Origin of the sequence: Xanthomonas sp. NCPPB 2866 (assembly GCF_041475745.2) — a bacterium.
GTDB lineage: Bacteria > Pseudomonadota > Gammaproteobacteria > Xanthomonadales > Xanthomonadaceae > Xanthomonas > Xanthomonas arboricola.
Genome location: NZ_CM192975.1, coordinates 2,594,687 through 2,610,534 on the forward strand (window position 1 = coordinate 2,594,687; position 15,848 = coordinate 2,610,534).

General features: G+C 65.0%; 8 protein-coding genes and 5 tRNA genes. 8 read left to right on the forward strand and 5 right to left on the reverse strand.

Annotation, left to right across the window (positions count from 1 at the left end; all coding sequences use genetic code 11):
- Nucleotides 1–460: 460 nt before the first annotated feature.
- The 3 genes from ACCQ04_RS11120 to ACCQ04_RS11130 are packed head-to-tail and all read right to left on the reverse strand — an operon-like array spanning nt 461 to nt 8,183.
- Entirely contained in the window at nt 461–3,547 is a 3,087-nt protein-coding gene (locus ACCQ04_RS11120; protein ID WP_226427722.1) for an efflux RND transporter permease subunit, read from the reverse strand.
- Nucleotides 3,544–7,053, reverse strand: a complete 3,510-nt coding sequence (locus tag ACCQ04_RS11125) for an efflux RND transporter permease subunit (protein WP_226427721.1) — start codon at nt 7,051–7,053, stop codon at nt 3,544–3,546. The genes ACCQ04_RS11120 and ACCQ04_RS11125 overlap by 4 nt, the downstream gene beginning before the upstream one ends.
- Nucleotides 7,050–8,183, reverse strand: coding sequence for an efflux RND transporter periplasmic adaptor subunit (locus ACCQ04_RS11130; protein WP_039529911.1), 1,134 nt, complete (start codon nt 8,181–8,183; stop codon nt 7,050–7,052). Before ACCQ04_RS11130 ends, ACCQ04_RS11125 begins: the two co-directional genes overlap by 4 nt.
- Before the next feature lie 204 nt (nt 8,184–8,387).
- Here ACCQ04_RS11130 and ACCQ04_RS11135 point away from each other — a divergent pair, with 204 nt between their 5' ends.
- The 6 genes from ACCQ04_RS11135 to ACCQ04_RS11160 all read left to right on the forward strand — a co-directional run bounded on the left by ACCQ04_RS11135 (nt 8,388) and on the right by ACCQ04_RS11160 (nt 10,241).
- Nucleotides 8,388–8,780, forward strand: a complete 393-nt coding sequence (locus ACCQ04_RS11135; RefSeq protein WP_039521742.1) for a c-type cytochrome — start codon at nt 8,388–8,390, stop codon at nt 8,778–8,780.
- Nucleotides 8,781–8,788: 8 nt separating this feature from the next.
- Complete coding sequence (locus ACCQ04_RS11140) at nt 8,789–9,250, forward strand: c-type cytochrome (protein ID WP_160955148.1); 462 nt, start codon at nt 8,789–8,791, stop codon at nt 9,248–9,250.
- Nucleotides 9,251–9,354: 104 nt separating this feature from the next.
- Nucleotides 9,355–9,430, forward strand: a tRNA-Ala gene (locus ACCQ04_RS11145).
- 45 nt (nt 9,431–9,475) lie between these two features.
- Nucleotides 9,476–9,551 (forward strand) — tRNA-Glu (locus ACCQ04_RS11150).
- 490 nt (nt 9,552–10,041) lie between these two features.
- A tRNA-Ala gene (locus ACCQ04_RS11155) sits at nt 10,042–10,117 on the forward strand.
- 48 nt (nt 10,118–10,165) lie between these two features.
- A tRNA-Glu gene (locus tag ACCQ04_RS11160) sits at nt 10,166–10,241 on the forward strand.
- Nucleotides 10,242–10,429: 188 nt separating this feature from the next.
- On the opposite strand, the gene ACCQ04_RS11165 is transcribed toward ACCQ04_RS11160, so the two are convergent.
- Both ACCQ04_RS11165 and ACCQ04_RS11170 read right to left on the reverse strand, forming a co-directional pair.
- On the reverse strand, nt 10,430–10,606 hold the full coding sequence (locus ACCQ04_RS11165; protein ID WP_039521745.1) for a hypothetical protein: 177 nt from the start codon (nt 10,604–10,606) through the stop codon (nt 10,430–10,432).
- Nucleotides 10,607–10,955: 349 nt separating this feature from the next.
- Nucleotides 10,956–11,042: transfer RNA gene (locus ACCQ04_RS11170), tRNA-Leu, on the reverse strand.
- Between the two features lie 139 nt (nt 11,043–11,181).
- Here ACCQ04_RS11170 and ACCQ04_RS11175 point away from each other — a divergent pair.
- Together ACCQ04_RS11175 and ACCQ04_RS11180 are read left to right on the forward strand one after the other, a co-directional pair.
- A complete protein-coding gene (locus ACCQ04_RS11175) occupies nt 11,182–11,562 on the forward strand; it encodes a response regulator (RefSeq protein WP_046342825.1) in 381 nt (126 codons plus the stop codon).
- 260 nt (nt 11,563–11,822) lie between these two features.
- Nucleotides 11,823–15,533: a PAS domain S-box protein gene (locus ACCQ04_RS11180; protein WP_506191516.1), complete on the forward strand. Its 3,711-nt coding sequence runs from the start codon at nt 11,823–11,825 to the stop codon at nt 15,531–15,533.
- The last annotated feature ends 315 nt before the right edge of the window (nt 15,534–15,848 follow it).

Consider the following 15,848-nt stretch of genomic DNA (forward strand, 5'->3'; position numbering starts at 1 on the left):
GGTCCAGAACACGTGCGGCGACCTTGGCGGATGATTGGCACCAAAATGGACCACTGAATCGGCTGTCGTTTTTCGTCGCTCAACGTCACGGAAACGACTCGCCGAGGCGGCAGCGTGGCCGGGGATTGGCGGAGAGCGGCACAGGGATGTGCCGCGGCGGCGAGTCAGACAGGATGTCTGACCGAGCCGAGGAGCCAGTCCGCGGACGCGCTGTCGCCCTCACCAAAGCCAGCGAAACACAGCCGCGTGCTTGGCAGTGCCCCGGAAGAGAAACCGTACCCTCACCCCAACCCCGCTCCCGACGCACGCTTGCGGCGCGGTAGATCCAAGGCACGCGCGTCCATGGCGCGTAAGCCGTGCCTCCTCGCCCCACCGGGAGAGGGGCTTTGCGCCTTGTCACTCACGGCCTCAGTGCGCTGGTGAATGCCTTAGGCCGTGGAAACTTCAGCAGTGTTGGCGCTCACGATTCCAGCGCAACGCTTGCCAGCGGCGTCTTCGGCACGCCACGCGCACGTCGTACCAGCGCGGCTGCGCCGTTGCTCATGTCATCGAGAATTGCGTAGATCGTCGGCAGGAACAGCAGGCTCACCACCGTCGAGAACGCCAGCCCGCCGGCGATCGCGCGGGCCATCGGGAAGTACGGCGGGCCGTCGCTGAACATCGTGGTGCTGGTCAGCGAGATCGGCACCATCGCCAGGATGGCGGTGCCCATCGTCATCATGATCGGCCGCAAGCGCTCGCGTGAGCCTTCGATCAAGGCCTGCGTGCGGCCCATGCCGCGGCGGCGCAGGTTGTTGATGTGCTCGATCATCACGATGCCGTTGTTCACCACCACGCCCATCAACACCAGGATGCCGATGAAGGACATGATCCCGAACGAGGTGCCGGTGATCCAGAACAGCCAGAACACCCCGAAGATCGAAAACACCACGCCGCTCATGATCGCCGCAGGAAACAGCAGCGATTCGAATACCGCCGCCATCACCACATAGATCATCACCAGCGCGATCACCAGGTTGAACACCATCTGGCCCATCGCTTCGCCGTCGTCCTGGTAATCGCCGCCGTCGAAGGTATAGCTGTAGCCGGCGGGGAAACTCATCGCCTTGAGCGGCTTTTCCATTGCCGCGCGTGCTTCCGGCACGGTGACCTTGCTGGCCAGATTGGCCTTGATGGTCAGCGTGGTCTGGCGATTGGTGCGGCCGATCTGGGTGGCGGCCGGGCGAATCTGCACATCGACCAGACTGAGCAACGGCACGCTGCGGCCATCCTTGGTGCGTACCGTGAAGCTGGCCAGGTCTTCCGGCTTGCTCTGTTCGGCGCCGGCAAAGCGCACCCACACCGGTACCTCGTTGTCGCCTCGGCGGAACTCGCGCAACGGCGTGCCACGCAACGCCAGACCGACGAAACTTGCCACCTGCTCGGCACTGAACCCGAAGGCCGCCGCACGCTCGCGATCGACCCGGACCGCCAACTCGCTGGTGCGATCGCCGGTGTCCACATGCACGTCGCGCAATTCCTTGCGCTGCGCCAGCAGCGGCATCACATCGTCGGCCAGGGCCTGCAAGGCCTGGGTCGAATCGCCGACCAACTGCACCTGCACGCCTTGATTGCCGCTGCCGCCATCGCCCTGATTGCCGATGCTGTAGTCCGCACGTGCCGAGCGCGGCAAGGCCTTGCGGATCTGTTCCAGCAACGCCGGCAGCTCCTTGACCTTGCCCGCGTCGAAGGTCACGGTGGTGCTGCCGCCTTCCGCTTCGCTGAACCACGAATAGATCTGGGTGATGTGGTACTTGTCGCGATTGGCTTGCAGGTAACGCTCGACCCGCCCCACTTCCTCACCCATCTGCTCATGCGTGTACGAGCCTTTCCACTGATACTGGATGAAAGCCTCGTTGCCGCCATCGCCGCCGAACATGTCGACCTTGGTCAACTTCATCGGTACCAGGCTGATCGCACTGACCAACACGATGCCGGCCACGCTCCAGCCGCGATGGGCCAGCGTCCACGCCAGCACCTTGGCATAACGGCGCTGCAGCCGCGCGATCACGCCGCGCTCGGAGCTCACCATCGGTGGTGTCTTCATGCGCGCCGACAACATCGGAATCAGGCTGATCGCCACCAGCCACGAGGCCAGCAGCGACACCGAAATGGTGATCGCGATCTGCGCCATGAAGATGCTGATGTTGTTGGTCTCGCCAAACAGGTTCGGCACGAACACGATGCAATGGCACAAGGTGCCGGCGCTGAGCGCGATTGCCACGCTGCGCGTGCCGAGCAGGGCCGCCAGCTGCGGTTGACCGGGCATGCGCTCGCGTTCCTGGTAGATGCTTTCCACCACCACCACCGCGTTGTCCACCAGCATGCCGACCGCCAGCAGCAGGCCCATCATGGTCAGGATGTTGAGCGTGACACCGACGAAGTACATGAAGCCCAGCGTGATCGCAAAGCAGATCGGAATCGCCAACGTCACCATCAGCGTCGATGGCCAGTGGCGCAGGAAGAAGAACAGCACCGTGATCGACAACAACAGGCCCACCGCGCCGGCTTCTGCCAGTTCCGCCAGCGACGAGGTCACCGCCTTGCCCTGGTTGTCGATCACCTTGATCTGCACATCGCGCATCGCAGGTTCGGCGCGGATGTCCTCGACTTCCTTCAACGCCGCCTTGGACACATCCACCAGGTTGGCGCTGCGCTCCTTGTAGATGTCCAGCCCGATCGCCGGGCGCCCGTCCAGGCGACGGCCGTAATTCATCCGCGTCGGCTTCAACCGCACCTGCGCGATATCGGCCAGCCGCAGCCCCTTTGCATTGAGCACCAGGTCGCGCAGTTCCTGCAGGTCGCGCAATTCGCCGATTGGCTGTACCCGAATGCGCTGGCCGTTGTCGTCGATCTGGCCTGCCGACACCGAAAAATTGAGCTTGCCCAGGCGCTCGCTCAAATCATTGAGGCTGAGGTCGTGTGCGGTGAGCCGGTCCGGCGCGATGGCGATCTCCACTTCGTTCGGCGGTGCGCCGGAGATCTCCACCTTGGCCACGCCGGGAATCCGTTCGATGCGCCGCTTGAACTCGCGGTCGAGCATGTCGTACGCGCCGGTCAGATCGGTCTGGCTGGCCAGGCGCACTTTCAGCACCGGCTCGTCGCTGCTGGACCATTTGTAGATGTGGAAGCGCTGCAGATCTTCCGGAAAATCGTCGCGGATGGCATCCAGCCGCTCGCGCGCATCCGATGCGGCGATGGCGATGTCGCGGTCCCAGTCGGAGAACTCGATGAAGATATTGGCGCCGTCTGCGGTGGCGGTCGAGCGCATGCGCTTGATGCCAGTCATCGTCGCCAGCGCCTCTTCGGCCGGCCGCACCAGGTTGCGTTCCACCTCGTCCGGGGTGGAACCGGTGTACGGCAGTTGCACGAACAGGAACGGTGCGGAAATGTCCGGCAGCGCCTCCAGCGGCAGCCGGAACGCGGCAATCAACCCCACCACCACCAGCGAGACGAAGCACATGATGGTGGTGACCGGCCGACGGATGCTGAAGGCGGCAACGCTCATAGCGCCTCCAGCCCGTCGGAGTTACCGGTCGCCTGCGCACGTTGGCCGGCCGTGCGCCGGCCACGCTCCAGGTAGTACGCATCGGCGCGACGGTCCAGCAGGTCGTACACCACCGGGATCACCAGCAGGGTCAGCAGCGTGGACACCAGCAACCCACCGATCACGGTGATCGCCATCGGCGCGCGCACCTCGGCGCCCTCGCCCATCGCCACCGCCAACGGCAGGAAGCCGAACAAGGTGCACAGCGTGGTCATCACGATCGGCCGCAAGCGCGAGCGAGCGCCCTCGATCAAGGCCTCGCGCTTGGGCACGCCCTCCTCGCGCAGCTGGTTGACCTTGTCGATCAGGATGATCGCGTTCTTGGTCACCAGCCCCACCAGCAGGATCAAGCCGATGAACACCACCACCGACACCGGCTTGCCGGTCATCAGCAAGGCCAGCACCGCGCCGACCATCGCCAGCGGAATGGTGAACAGGATGACGAACGGATGCAGCAGCGATTCGAACTGCGAGGCCATCACCAGATAGACCAGAAAGATCGCCAGACCAAAGGCGAACAACAGCGACTTCACCGATTGCGCCAGTTCCTCGCCCTGCCCTCCGATATGCATGCCCACGCCAGCGGCCAGCGGATCGTTGCGCACCATCGACTCGACCTCGCGCACCGCGCCGCCCAGATCCATGTCATGCAGGCTGGCCGAGACGATCGCCACGCGGGTCTGATCGGCGCGGTGGATCTCGCTCGGCCCGGTCGTCGCCACCACCTCGGCCACCGCGGCCAGACGCACCGGTCGGCTGCTGCCCGGGTTGACGATCAACTGCCGGATCGCATCCACACTGGCGCGGTCGCTGTGTTGCGCACGCACCAGCACATCGATCTTGCGATCGCGAAAGCTGTAGCGCGTGGCCACATCGCCGCGCACCTTCTTGACGATGACATCGGCGATCTGGCGGGTGGTCAGCCCCAACGCAGCGGCGCGTTCCTGATCGAAACGGATCTGGATTTCCGGGAAGCCCTCTTCCACCGTCGACTTGACGTCGGCGTAATGGCCATTGGCCCGCAGCATCGCTGCCAGCTTCTGCCCGGCACGTTCCAGCTCGCCCAGGTCCTGCCCGCGCAGCTCCACTTCCAGCGGCGTGGAGAAGCTGAACAATGCTGGCCGTGCAAAATCCACCTGCGCTCCGGGATGCCCGACCATGCTGCTGCGTAGCCGCCTGGTGGCCGCCGCTTCCACTTCCGGGTTGCCGCCGCCGGCCATCACCACGGTGAGCTTGCCGATGTTCTCGCCGCTCTCGGTGGGGTTGGCGTCCAGCCGCGTACCGCTGCCGCTCACCCCATACAACGAGGCGATGCCCGGGTCCTTGTCGTGCGCCAGCTGCAACTCGCGCACCAGTGCGTCGGTCTGCGCCAGCGGCGTGCCGGAAGGCAGCTTCACCGTCATTTCGAAGCGGTCCTGCGCCAGCTGCGGAATCAAATCCGCACCCAGCATCGGCACCAGCAACACGGTGCCGATGAACGCAGCGGCCGCCAGTCCCAGCACCAGGCCGGGCCGCCGCAACGCCGCCGGCAGCATCGCCAGATAACCACGCTCGGCGCGGCCATACGGCGCCATCGCCAGGTCGCTGGCCTTGCGCATCACCGGCGACACCATTCGTGCGATGCCGCGCCACAGCCTGACCACCGCCCACGCCACCGCGAAGAACGCATAGCGCACGCTCGCGCCGGCCCCGCGCCGACCGGCAGCCACCGGCTTGAGCCAGCGCTGCTGCGGCTGCCACTGCGGGTGGCTGGGCTCGTCCGGGAACGCCATCGGCGGCGCGCCCTTGAGCGAACTCAGCATCGGAATCAGCGTCATCGACACCACCAGCGAGATCGCGATCGCGATCGCCACGGTCAGCGCCTGGTCGCGGAACAGCTGCCCGGCGATGCCCTCGACGAACACCAGCGGCAGAAACACCGCGATCGTGGTCAATGTGGACGCCATCACCGCCATGCTGACTTCGCGGGTGCCGGCGATTGCCGCATCCAGCACGCTCAGGCCACGTTCGCGCGCCTTGGCGATGCTTTCCAGCACCACGATCGAATCGTCCACCACCAGCCCGGTGGCCAGTGCCAGCCCGCCCAGCGACATCACGTTGAGGCTCAGGCCCAACTGGCCCATGAAGAAGAACGTGGTGATGATCGACACCGGCAACGACAGGCTGATCACGAAGGTGCTCCAGCCATCGCGCAGGAACAGGAAGATGATCAGGATCGCCAGCACGCCGCCGATCACCGCATCCTTCTTGACGTCGCTGATCGCGTGCTCGATGAAGTGCGACTGGTCCTCGATGGTGGTGATCTCCACATCGCCGGGCACGGTCGCCTTCAACTGCTCCAGCCGCTTGCGCAGCGCCGCGGCGGTGGACACGGTATTGGCGTCGCCTTCCTTGTAGATCGCCAGCTCCACCGCTTCCTTGCCGCCCAGGCGGATGATCGCCTCGCGCTCCTTGTAGCCCTGGCGGACCTCGGCCACATCCTTCAATCGCACCGGTATGCCGCCGGCGATGCTGCTGCTGGACGCCGACGAGGTGCTCTGCACTTCGGCCGCTGCGGCCAGCGCCGCCTGCGACCCGGTGGATGCGGCGATCGCATACATCTGCTGCATCGCCGCTTCCGCGGCGCTGCCGCTGCTGCTTTGCGTGGTCACCAGCATGTTGCGGATCTCGTCCAAATCCACGAACTGGTTGACCGTGCGCACCAGATACCGCTGCGAGCCTTCCTCCAGCCGGCCGCCGGAGATATTGACGTTCTCCTCCTTGAGCCGGGTGATCACGTTGTCGATCGGCAGGTTGAGCTGCGCCAGTTTCTGCTGATCGATATCGACCTGGATCTCGTCTTCCAGCCCGCCGCCGACCTTGACCGCGGCCACGCCGGCCACCGGTTCAAGTTTCTTTTTCAGATCTTCATCGGCGTAGCGACGCAGCCCGGTGAGCTGGCGGATCGCATCGTTGTCGGAGGCCGGCGCCTGTTTGGGCGACAGCGCCAGCCGCATGATCGGCTCGGTGGATGGATTGAAGCGCAGCAGCACCGGCGGCTTGGTTTCCAGCGGCAGCGACAGGGCTTCCATCTTGTCGCGCACCTCCAGGCTGGCCTGGTCCATGTTGGTGCCCCAGGCGAACTCCAGCACCACATCGCTCTGCCCGGTGCGCGAGATCGACTTGAGCTTGCGCAGGTTCTTGACCACGCCGACGGCTTCTTCCACCGGCTCGGTCACCAGCGTTTCGATTTCCGCCGGCGCCGCGCCGGTGTATTCGGTGCGCACGGTCAGCGTGGGGTAGCTCAGGTCCGGCAACAGGTTGACCTTGAGACTGCGCAACGCGATCAGCCCGAACAGCAGCATGGTCACGGTGATCATCGCGATGGTCACCCGCCGCCGCGTGGCGAAGGCCACCAGACCGCCGCCGCCGGGCAAGGAGGCATGCGGGTCGTGCACGGGTGCGTGCGGGTTGCCGTGATCGCTCATGAGCGTTTCCCGTCGCTGCCGGCTGCCGGTGCCGCAGCGGCAACCGGCTTGCGGTCGGGCTGGCCGATGACCTGCACCGCAGTGCCATCACGCAGTGCCACCTTGCCGGCGGTCACCACCTGGTCGCCTTCCTTCAGCCCTTGCCGCACTTCCAGCCACGGACCTTCGGCATAACCGAGTTTCACCGGCACCCGGCTGGCCTTGCCGTTACGCACCACGAACACGGCCGGCTCGCCATCGTCCAGCAGCGCCAGGCGCGGGATCACCAACGCGTCCTTGCGCTGGTCGTAGTCGATGCGGATGCGCCCGAACATGCCCGGCTGCAGCGCTTCGGCGCCCTGGCCGAACGCACAGATCACCCGGAAAGTGCCGCTGCCCGAATCCACCACCGGCGCAATGCGGTCGACCTTGCCGATGAACTGCTGACCGGGCAAGGCATCGGCCAGCAAGGTCACCGGCTGGCCGGACTTGAGCGTGGCCAGCTCGCGCTCGGGCACGTTGAGCGTGGCCTCCAGCTGCGAATCGTCGACGATGCGGAAGATCGGCGTATTGATCTGCACGAAGTTGCCGGTCTTGATCGAGCGCGAGGCGATCACCCCGGAAATCGGCGCCTGCACCGTGGTGTAGGACAGCTCCAGCGATGCCAGGCGATGCTGCGCGCGGCTGTTTTCGACATCGAACTTGAGTTGGTCGACATCGGCGGCACTGACCAGCTGTTGCCCCACCAACTGGGTGGCACGGCGGTAACTGTTCTCCAGTTTGCGCAGCTGCGCTTCGCTTTGCGCCACCGCCAGATGCGCACGGTCCGGATCCAGGCGAACCAGGGCCTGACCCGCGGACACCTTCTGGCCCTCTTCCACCATCACCGCCAATGCAACGCCGGAGGTCTTGGCCACCACCTGCGCTTCGGCACGCGGCTCCAGGGCGGCGGTGCCGGTATAGCTGGCCGCCACCGCACGGCGTGCGGCCTTGGCAATTTCCACCGGTACCGCATCGACGGTTTTCTTCTCCTCGGCGGCCTTGGCCTCGCCATCTCCCGCCTTGCAGCCGCCCAGCAACAGGCTCGTGGTGATCAACAATGCAGCGGCGCAGGTTCCGCTGCGGCCGGGCAGGAAGGAGAGTGGCGACATCGTCGTGTCCTAGTGGATGCGTGAACAGGTGTTGTAGGCAAGTAGACCACCAGAACGATCATGTCGCCAATGCGCCAAAGGTCATGGTCTGTTCAAGTTCGCGTATTCACCCCGTTTGCGCGGCGCCAAATCGCAGGCATACTCGGACCGGTTCCGCCACGCCCCCACGTGCGGACGTTCAATCAGTCTTCCGGATACGAAACCATGCGCCCGCAGCCGCTCGCCGCTTGTCTCGCTCTGGTCGTCTTCCTGCCGTTTGGGGGCGTATCAGCGACACCGTCAGTCACGCCAGCCGCACCCGCCACGCCTGCGCCCGCCGCGGCAGTGGCCACACCCGCAGCGCCCACCGGCAACCCGTCCAACGGCCGCTTGCTGGCCTACACCTGCCAGGGCTGCCATGGCGTCACCGGCTACAAGAACGCCTATCCCAGTTATCGCGTGCCCAAGATCGGCGGCCAGTCCAGCCAGTATCTGACCCAGGCGCTGACCGAGTACCGCCAGGGCAAACGCAAGCATCCCACCATGCAAGCGCAGGCGCAGAGCTTTTCCGAGCAGGACATCGCCGATATCTCCGCCTACCTGTCCACCCTCAAATAAGCGCCCACATGCCGAACGCCCTGCACGCTCCGCGTCTAGCCATCGCCCTGGTCGCTGCCCTGATGTTGGCGGCCTGCTCCCAATCCCAGGTTGAGTCCACCGATCATTCCGCCGGCGATGCCGGCCACGCCAGTGGCGAACATGGCTCCGGCTCGTCTGCCGGCCTGCCGACCGGGCGCGCCGACGCCGGCGACAAGCTGGCGCACGCGAAAGGCAAGGCCACCGGCCAGAGCTGCGTCGATTGCCACGGCGCCGACGGCAATGCCCCCATCGACCCCAGCTATCCCAAGCTCGGCGGCCAATACGGCGATTATCTTGCGCACGCCTTGCAGGCCTACCGCAGCGGCGATCGCCAGCACCCGTTGATGACGGCGCAGGCCACTGCCCTGAGCGATCAGGACATCGCCGACCTGGCCGCCTACTTCGGTGCTCGACAGACGCAGCTGCGCGACCTGCACGGCGTCAACTGAGTTGCCGATGCGCAGCGTGCCCCGCGCACGCTGCGTCTCATGCGAAATGAAAAAGCACTTGCGCGAACATTAACAGGCCGCTATCATTTCGTTCTCAGTTTCGTGGGGCCATAGCTCAGCTGGGAGAGCGCCTGCATGGCATGCAGGAGGTCGGCGGTTCGATCCCGCCTGGCTCCACCACTCCTGGCTTAGGCCGTCAGGGTGACAACTCAGGTTTTGATACGCGTCCCCATCGTCTAGAGGCCTAGGACACCACCCTTTCACGGTGGACACCGGGGTTCGAATCCCCGTGGGGACGCCAATCATCTGAAAGCCCCGGCACTGCCGGGGCTTTTTTTTGCGTGTTTTTCAGCATCGATTGGACGCGCGGTTATCTGCACGCGACGCTCGTGGTGGCATTTCGATCTTCTGAGGCGATGACGCAACGGCTTCGCATCATTGCAATGCGGCCCGACCCCAACCTGCAGTTGCCGGCACAGCCGCACACGTGTCGATGGCGGCGAACGCACACGCTTGCAATGTCGTTCGATCGTTGTGCGCAGACCGCTGCATTGTCCCGACTGACGAAAGAAGCCACTGCCACGACGCCGTCATGCTCTGCGCGATCAGACAATCGTCCGTACAGACGACATCGCATCCCGTCGACCTGCGACGCGCACACTCATCAACTGCTCGCGAACGCATGCGCTACGCTGCTCCCGCTACTGGCGAATCGGTCGCGCAAACTTTTTTGCACACACCACTTCCCAAGCGCCATCGATGTCGCTATGATTGCCGGCTCGCAGCATCGTGGGGCCATAGCTCAGCTGGGAGAGCGCCTGCATGGCATGCAGGAGGTCGGCGGTTCGATCCCGCCTGGCTCCACCAAATTCCCGACATAGGCCGTCTGGAATCTACAACCAGGTTTTGATACGCGTCCCCATCGTCTAGAGGCCTAGGACACCACCCTTTCACGGTGGACACCGGGGTTCGAATCCCCGTGGGGACGCCAATCATCCGAAAGCCTCGGCACTGCCGGGGCTTTTTTTGCCTGAGATTCAGCGGCACCCTGTTCCACCGCATGCAGACGTGGCGACACGATACGCGCGCATCCTGTCAGTCCATCCACACACACGCGCGCATCGATTGTGGAACGCGCACAGCTTGGTTGCGCGTCGAACGAATCCGCACAACGACGGATCAGGTCTGGCCGACATCCAGTGCCTTGCGGCCTTCGTGGGTGAGATCGATATCGCCGTCTTCGGCCTGTGTTGCATAGCCGGCACGCACTGCCCAATTGGCCTCTTCGTCGGCAACCGGCGTGGTGTCATGGATGTCGCGCAAGATGCGCAGTTGCTGCGAAGAATCGAAATCCATGGGAAGCCACCTGCTTGAAAAGAGCTTTCCAAGGTACGCATCGCGCGTGATGGTTGCGTGCCTGCAGGCGCCTGGCGGCAATCCACGCTCATCTCGCCGGAATTTTCAGCGACCACGCATCATCGATGCGCGGCAATGGAACACGCCGCCATACAACGAAGAACGTGACGTCGCTGCACCAGCTGCTGCACCACGTCGACCACAAATCGCTCTGTTTCTGACCGCAATGCTGCTGAGCGCGACGGGTCAACAGCCGGCAGACATTTACCGGTTCCGGCGATTCTTGAGCGCATAAAAGAAAAGCCCCTCTGACCGTCGCCAGAAGGGCTTTGCTTGTACCGCTACATCCTGGTGCCGAAGGTGGGACTCGAACCCACACGCTTTTAAGGGCGGCGGATTTTGAATCCGCTGCGTCTACCGATTCCGCCACTTCGGCGTGGCCGCGCAGTATAGCGACTTGCGCATGAAACGAACAGTGTCAGAACGCGCCTGACGAATTCAGCTGCAAGCAATGGCGTCAGCGCTGCGGTGGAGCAGTGTCGATATACTGGCCGACTTAGGTGAAGGAGTAAGCAATGTCGGTGTTGCGTGGAGTTCGGGTGCTGGTGGTCGAGAACGACCAGATGAATGCCATGCTGCTCGATCTGCAGCTCGTCCAGGCTGGCGCGGTGGTGCTGGGTCCGGTCGGGGAAGTTGCGCAAGCGCTGACCCTGATTCAGGCCGATGCGCCGGAGATCGCAGTGCTCGACTATCGCCTCGGCAATGGCGAGACCAGCGAGCCGGTCGCCCGGTTGCTGTCGGAGCTCGGGATTCCGTTCGTGCTGGCGACCGGTGTTGCCAGTGGCACCATCCCCAGCGGCTTCGAGCGCGGCGTGATCCTGACCAAGCCCTATTTGTCAGACGAACTGATCAGCGCTTTGGCCAGGGCACGGCAGCTGAGCGGCGCCGCCAGCTGAAAGCTCCAACCAGCCCCTGCGTCGCCAGCATGCGGGCCCGGCCGATGCCCTCATGCATCGCCAGCCACACCTGCAGACCGCCCGCCTGCTGCGCTTAACGTAGGCTCATCGCGCGGTCGCGCCGGCTGCCTCACCCCCTCGATCACGGCTCGCTTGCCACTAGAATCGTGCATCCAGGCATGATGGGCAGGTCACCAATGGATATCGCCGTGTCGCCGTTTGCCGGTCTGTTGCCGGAGACGTGCGAGACAGCCGGGCTGTTGCTGGCATCGTCCGCATGCGCCGCCGACCCGCTGCTACGCGACAGCCCAGCGCTGCGCACGACGCTTTCGCTGTGCCTGCATGCACAGGCGCCAATGTTGCTGGTCTGGGGCGAGCAGTCGCGCTGCATCTACAACGATGCCTGCGCCGCGCTGTTGGGTGAACGCCACCCGGCAGCATTCGGCCAACCCTTGGCGGAACTTGCAGACTGCGCTGAAGCCAACCACAGCGATGCCGATGCGCGTGCAGCATTGACGCTGTCGACGTGGTCCTGCAGCCCGGTGCTGCAGGCCGGCAAACCTCTGGGCATGCTGTATGTCGCCGGCACGCCCGCCCCTGCTGCAGGGCCGCCCCGTCGCGAGTCCGCGCCCGCAGCGGTGTCGCCTTCGCTCGACCAGTCGCCGGCCTTCATGGCGGTGCTGCGGGGACCCGGCTACATCATCGAAAGCGCGAACCAACGCTTCCACGAGCTGGTCGGCCAGCGACCGTTGCTCGGCCGGCCGTTGCTCGAGGCGATGCCGGAAGTCGCAGACCAGGGCTATCTCGAGCTGCTCGATGAGGTGCGGCGCAGCGGCCGCCCCTTCATCGGCGAGTCGATGTCCGCCTATCTGCAGCGCACGCCCGGCAATGCGCTCGATCAGACCTTCGTGGATTTCCTGTATCAGCCGATGCGCGAGCGCGACGGCCGCATTGACGCGATCCTGGTGCACGGATTCGATGTCACCCAGCAACGCAGCATGGCAAGTCGCGACAGTTTCCTGCTGATGCTCGAAGACGCGCTGCAAAACGTTTCCGATCCGCGTCAGATCATCGATACCAGCGTGCGCTTGCTGGGCGAGCATCTGCAGGTCAATCGCTGCGCGTTCGGCCTGGCGGCGGCCGACGGCAGAACCATGCACGTGATCAGCGACCATGTGCAGGACATGCCTAGCCTGCAGGGCGATTTTCCGCTGGAAGTGGCGCAGGGCCTGCGCGACGCCCTGCTGGAGAATCGCCCCTGGTTCACCACCGATGCGATGGCGCCCGGCGCACCGGACTACGTGGCGCAGCAGTATCGACGCTCCGGCCTGCGCGCGTCGCTGGCGATTCCGCTGCACAAACACGGCCGCCTGGTCGCGGCCATCGGCGTGCATCAGCGCGCACCGCGGCGCTGGCTGTCCGCCGAGATCGAGCTGGTCCGCCTGGTTGCGGCGCGCTGCTGGGAATCCATGCAACGCGCCAAGGCGCAGCAGCAAGTGGCCGCCAACGAGGCGCGGCTACGCCGACTGGCCGATACGCTGCCACAGATCATCTTCATTGCCGACCCGGAGGGTGAGCCGCATTACTTCAACCGGCGCTGGTACGAATACACCGGACTGGATCCTGCCGACTACCAGACCGCCGCGTGGCACCAGGCACACACCGCCGATGGCCTGCAGCTGTCTGCGCAGGCCTGGGCGTTGGCCATCGAGGGCGAACGCGCCTACGAAATGGAGTGCGAGCTGCAACGCCACGATGGCCAGCGGCGCTGGCATCTGGCGCGTGCCCTGCCCGTGCGCGGCGACGACGGCAGCATCAGCGAGTGGATCGGCACCTACACCGATATCCATGACCGCCGTGCGTTCGAGCAACAGCTGCGCGAAAGCGAAGTGCGCTTCCGCGCCTTGTGCGAGACGGTGCCGGCAATGATCTGGATGGCCGATGCGCAGGGCGACTGCGTGTACTGGAATCCGCGCTGGTACCACTTCACCGGGCAGGCCGAAGACCAGGCAATGGACCAGGGCTGGTGGGATGTGATGCATCCGGACGACGCCGAACGCGTGCGCCACGCATTCGGCCAGGCCTTGGAGCAGCGAGGCGAGTTCCTGGCCGAGTACCGCGTACGTCGTCACGACGGGCAATACCGTTGGTGCATCGATACCGCGTCGCCGCATTTCGCCAGCGACGGACGCTTCCTCGGCCATATCGGCTCGCTGACCGATATCTCCGAACGCAAGCTGATCGAGGATGAAACCGCCTCCGATCGCGCCATCCTGAGCCTGATCACCACCGGCGCGCCGCTGCCGGTAGTGCTGGACGCCATCGCAGCGAGCGTGGAAGCGCGTGGCGAGATTGCGCTGTATTGCGCGGTGATGGTGCTGGATGACGTACGCAAGATGCTGAGCTTCGGCTCGGCGCCGCATTTTCCGGTCGAGTACCGCGGGCATTTCGAAGCCTCGCCGATCGGGCCGAACGGGCCGCCGTGCGCGCGCTCGGCCTATCTCGGTCAGCAGGTGATCTGCGAGGACATCCAGGCCGACCCCAGCTTCAGCGACCACCACGCGATTTCGGCGGCGCTGGGCATCGTCGCCTGCTGCGTGACGCCCATCCTGGACAGCAACGGCCAGGTGCTGGGCACGCTCAACATCTACTACGACCGCGTCCACCTGCCCTCGCTGCGCGAACAGGCGATGGCGCGCTCTGCATCGCATCTGGCCGGCATCGTCATCGAGCGTACGCGCGTGGATGCCAAGCTCAAGCAATCGCTGCAGGCCGAGACTGTCGCACGCAGCCAGGCCGAGCATGCCAACCGGGTCAAGGACGAGTTCCTGGCCACGCTCAGCCACGAATTGCGCACGCCGCTCAATGCCATCCTGGGCTGGTCGCGGTTGATGCAGTCGGAGGTGTTCGAGCCGGCCAATCTGGGCAAGGGGCTGGTTATCATCGAACGCAGTGCGCGTGCGCAGACGCAGATCATCGACGACCTGCTCGACATGAGTGCGATCCTGTCCGGCAAAATTCGTCTGCAGGCAGAGCACTTCGATATCGCAGGACTGATGCGCAGTACGGTGGAGTTGATGCAGCCGTCTGCACTGGCGCGCGACATCGCGCTGGAACTGGATGCACCCGGCGAGGGCGAGCTGTGGTTCTTCGGCGATGCCGGGCGGCTGCAGCAGGTGCTGTCCAACCTGCTCAGCAATGCGCTCAAATTCACCTCACCCGGCGGAACGGTGCGGGTGGCGCTGGACATCGAGGACGAACGGCTGCGACTGTGCGTGCAGGACACCGGCATCGGGATTGCAGCCGAGTTCCTGCCGCATGTATTCGACCGCTTTCGGCAGGCCGATGCCGGCACCACGCGGCGCGTGGGCGGGCTGGGGCTGGGCTTGTCGATCTCGCGCCAGTTGGTCGATCTGCACGGCGGCAGCCTGGGTGCCTCCAGTGCGGGCGAAGGCAAGGGGTCGACCTTCACCATCGTGCTGCCGTTCCAGCACGGGGTCAGCGATCTGCGTCCCGCGTCGGCCGGGTCGCTGCAGGTCGGTCCGCTGCCGAGTGATTGTCTCGGGCGCCTGGATGGCGTGCGCCTGCTGCTGGTCGACGACGACCAGGATTCGCGCGAGGCGGTGGCGCAGTTTCTGATGCTTGCCGGCGCGCAGGTGCAGGCGGCCGGCTCGGTGGAAGCGGCCGAACAATGCCTGGCAGAGACGCCCTTCGATGTGCTGGTCAGCGATATCGCCATGCCGGTGCGCGACGGCTACGACTTGATCCGCACCGTGCGCTCCGGCCGCGCCGACCTGCCGCGGCACATCCCTGCGATCGCCCTCACCGCCTATGTGCGCGAAGAAGACCGCGACCGCGCTGTGGTCGCCGGATTCGATGCGCACATGGGCAAGCCGGTGGAACCACCCGGCCTGGTCGACCTGATCGAACGCCTGATCTTGCCGACGCGCGCGCTACGCAGCGAGGCGTGAGATCGCCTGGAAACGCAATAAAACAGCGTGGTCAACCACGTGCTGCTTGCAGCACACACACCGACCATCCCAACAGGTCCTTGCCCGCCCACCGTCGCGGGACCTTACGCGGTATGGATGCCGCGTAAGAGCCTACATGGACGTACTTGCGGCGTGTCCTGCGATGGTGGGCGGACAAGGGCCCTGCAGCAAGGCCTCAGACCAGCCGCCTTACGACTGATCGTATCTGCATAGGCGCACCGCGGTGGTCGGAGTGCATGGACCCGCAGCCAAGTTGCAGATCATCCTGCCCAAGCGCGATCCAATCGCAGCAGC